At 57.1% G+C, this 3,870-nt stretch carries 3 protein-coding genes; all 3 read right to left on the bottom strand.

Annotated features, from left to right (window positions below; all coding sequences use genetic code 11):
* Window positions 1–788: Rpn family recombination-promoting nuclease/putative transposase (locus AXF19_RS07890; protein ID WP_066847274.1), on the bottom strand; the 788-nt coding region annotated here is incomplete at its 3' end.
* A 105-nt stretch (window positions 789–893) separates the two neighbouring features.
* Window positions 894–2,042 carry an HD-GYP domain-containing protein gene (locus AXF19_RS07885; RefSeq protein WP_066847271.1) on the bottom strand — a complete coding sequence of 383 codons (1,149 nt, stop codon included), beginning with the start codon at window positions 2,040–2,042 and terminating at the stop codon, window positions 894–896.
* Window positions 2,043–2,083: 41 nt separating this feature from the next.
* On the bottom strand, window positions 2,084–3,870 hold a 1,787-nt coding region (locus tag AXF19_RS07880; RefSeq protein ID WP_066847267.1), incomplete at its 5' end, for a class I tRNA ligase family protein.

The following is a 3,870-nucleotide window of genomic DNA, read 5'->3' as shown; positions in this document are numbered from 1 at the left end:
ACTGGCGTTCCGACACGCAGCATATTCATAGCCATATGTGCAATGCCAAGTTGTCGCCCCTGACTGACGCCCCTCTTCCACGAACCCTCCATGTCACTCACATAGTCGTGCTCGAACTTCTCGCGCTGTTCATACTTACGCCGCTGTCCTGCATCACGCATGAACGCCTCGATTCTATCCCATGCCGTATCAATTGCCGCCTCGCTCATCGCAATCGCCTCCATTTCCTCATCACTCAGTTTATTCCCAATAAATGCCATCCACTTATCGAGCGTCCGCATACTACGAATGTCCTGTCGTGTCACTTTCGGCAGCTCCAAAAAGTGTATCTCAATGTCCTCCGTCAGGCGATGTTTTCCCGTTTCGTCATAGAGTCCGTACATGTGATGAAAGCCCGATAGCGGAAGATATTCATAGCCGAGCAGATTGATCGCGACGGTGCGCCGCAGGTTCTCATAATTTTCGCCGCGCCCCAGTGTGCTCTGATAGAGCTTCGCCCAATAGTACAAACTGCGCTGTCCCATGTTCTGCCGATTCTGCACCTGTACTTCGATATTGATCTGCGTCTCGTCGTTCGTCATACAGAGCAGGTCAAGGGTTGAGCCCTTTCCGGTCTCCTCCTCCGGATCAATCTCACGATCTGCAAAGCGCAGGTCGACGAAAGCGCGTTCCCCCTCAAGTCCAAGAACCGCATTGATAAAGGATAAGGGTATGTTCTTATTTTCTTTATGCCCGAAGATGAACTTGAACAGCAAATCATTGAGTGCATTAAAATCTCTCGTCCGCATGAGGGCGTCCTTTCTACCGGCTTGGTTCCTTTTCTTTATTATAAGAGATTCACTTTCTTCGGTCAAATAAAAAGCACCCCGCAGGGTGCTTCCCTAATTCATACATTAGAGTTTGCTGACCTCCGCCGCCGTCATGATCTCGACGACGGTGATGTCCTTGACGGTATTAAGGTCGATAAAGCCGCCGTCCGTGAGCTGCACGACGGGCATCGCCGTGACGCGCGACTCGTCAATGTAGACGATACGACCTGCCGTGCCATCCGAGAGGCGCAGCCAGCAGCCGTTGAGCGCGGCGTTGAGCTTACGCATAAAGAGCACGGCGTATTCTGAGTCAAGCTTTCCATCCAGTACATCGGCATAGAGAATCTTGAACACCTCGAACGGCGAACGCTTCTCCGCATAGGAGCGGCGGGATGCCATCGCATCGTAGCTGTCGAGTACGGCGAGCACCTTGCCAAACGGCGAGATCTGCTCTGCCGTAAGCCCTGATGGATACCCCGAGCCGTCGCCGCGCTCATGGTGCTGAATGACGCCGTTCATGAGATCCGCGCGTCCCGCGAGTTCACTGGATTCGAGGAGTTTGAAGCTGTCAACCACGTGATTCTTGAGGATGTCAAACTCCTCCTCCGTGAGGCGTCCCTTCTTCTCGAGCAGCTCCTTCTCGATGAACTGCTTGCCGATGTCGAGAAAGAGCCCCGCAAGCACGAGGTTCTGACGATCCATGCCCACAAGCCCCATCCACTTTGCCATGAGTCCGCTGAGGATGGCGAGATGGACGCAGTGATGCAGGTTGTAGTCGCCGTCCTGATTCATCGTGTAGATCATGGAGACTGCCGTCGCGCCCTCCTTGTAGAGGTCGCGCAGACGCCCGCTCGACATGACGTTCTGCAGGATGTCCATGTTGAGTCTGCCGGAGATCGCAGCCTCCTGGAAGAGTTTCTCCATCTCCGTATAGACGTAGCGATAGTCCTCTTCGTACTTGCTGTCCAGCTTGGCATCCCGCTCAGGAGCCACCTTCCCCGTAAAGAATGCCGGCGTCTCCGCCTTTGCCTTCTTCTCCTTCTGTACGGCAGCGAGAATGCTGTCCTCATCGACATAGACGGATGCGATTCCCTTCTCCTTGAGCAGCTTGATCGTCTCGCGATCCAGAATGGTACCGCCCTCAACGAGTACGTTTTCGGTATCGCCGTCATAGACCGTACGACCGATGAGCATCTCCGGCAGCAGGCTCCGAACGGCAAACGCTTTTAACATGATGTTCTCTCCCTCTCCATCCTTGAACAGAGTTTCCCTATTTATCCTTTGACAACAATGTTGACGAGCTTGCCGGGAACGCAGATGACCTTCACGATCTCCTTGCCCGCCGTGAGTTCCTTCGCGCGCGGCAGCTCTGTGACAAGCCGCTCCATCGCCGCCTTGTCCAGATCGGCTGCAATCTTCACGCGGTCACGCACCTTGCCGTTGATCTGCAGAACCACCTCGATCTCGTCCTGTGTAAGCGCGGATGCGTCGCAAATGACCCATGTCTGCGCATGTACGCTGCCCGTAAAGAGGCGCGCCCAGAGTTCCTCTGTGATATGCGGCGCAAACGGTGCGAGCATGCGCAGGAGCGCGCTCCCCGTCTCGCGTGCAAGCGCGGGGCTGAGTTCTTTATCCTGAAATGCGTAGAACGCATTGACAAGCTCCATGATGGAGGAGATTGCCGTATTGAACATGAAACGGTCACGCACGTCCTCCGTGACCTTCTTGATGGTCATGTGCAGGACGCGGCGCAGCTCCGTTTCCTCCGACGTAAGTACTGCCGTATCGTAGGACTCCGGTGCGCTCTTGATCGCCTCCTCGAATTGCAGGAGGATGCGCCAGACGCGGTTCAGGAAGCGGTACGCGCCCTCGACGCCCTGATCGCTCCAATCCAGATCGCGCTCGACGGGCGCGGCAAAGAGGATGAAGAGACGCGCTGTATCCGCGCCATACTTCTCGATGATCTCCTCAGGCGAGACGACATTGCCGAGCGACTTCGACATCTTTGCGCCGTCCTTGATGACCATGCCCTGCGTGAGGAGGTTCGTGAACGGCTCGTCGAAGTCGAGCATCCCTGCATCGCGCAGCACCTTCGTGAAGAAGCGTGCATAGAGGAGGTGGAGGATCGCGTGCTCGATGCCGCCGATGTACTGATCGACAGGTGCCCAGTAGTTGACCTTGTCCCGATCAAAGGGACGCTCCGAGTTCTTCGGGTCGGCATAGCGGTAGTAGTACCACGAGGAGCAGATGAAGGTGTCCATCGTGTCCGTCTCGCGCGTCGCATAGCCGCCGCATTTCGGACATTTGCAGTGAAGGAAGTGTTCGCTCGATGAGAGTGGTGATACCGCGCCCTGCTCGAACGAGACATCCTCGGGCAGACGCACGGGCAGCTCCTCCTCGGGAACAAGCACCTCGCCGCACGCCTCACAGTTGATGATGGGGATCGGCGCGCCCCAGTAGCGCTGGCGCGAGATGAGCCAGTCGCGCAGACGGTAGTTGACACGGCGCTTGCCGAAGCCCTGCGCCTCCGCCTCGTCGATGATTGCGCCCATCGCCGCGTGCATCTCCATGCCCGTGAACTTGCCGGAGTTGATCAGGAAGCCTTCCTTCTCGACGTACGCCGCCGTCATATCCTCGAGGCGCAGCTCACCCTCGGGCGGACGAATCGTGAGGATCTTGCGGATGCCGTACTTCGTTGCAAACATCCAGTCGCGCTGATCCTCGGACGGCACCGCCATGACCGCGCCCGTGCCGTACTCGAAGAGAACATAGTTCGTGATCCAGATCTCGACCTGCTCTCCGTTGAACGGGTTCGTGCAGTACAGACCTGTGAAAATTCCTTCCTTCTCCGACTCGCTCGAGGCGCGCTCGATGTCGGACTGCTTCTTCACGCGCGTGCAGAATGCACGGATCTCATCCGCCTTGTCGCTGATCGCGCAGATCTGCTCGACGAGCGGATGCTCCGGCGCGAGCGCGAGGAAGGTGATGCCGAACACGGTGTCGGGACGCGTTGTGTAGACGGGGATCTCCGTCTCGAGCGCGGGTGCAGGCAGACGGAACT

It is taken from the genome of Selenomonas sp. oral taxon 126, from assembly GCF_001683335.1.
Classification (GTDB): domain Bacteria; phylum Bacillota; class Negativicutes; order Selenomonadales; family Selenomonadaceae; genus Centipeda.
This window is presented reverse-complemented; position numbering and strand designations above follow the sequence as displayed.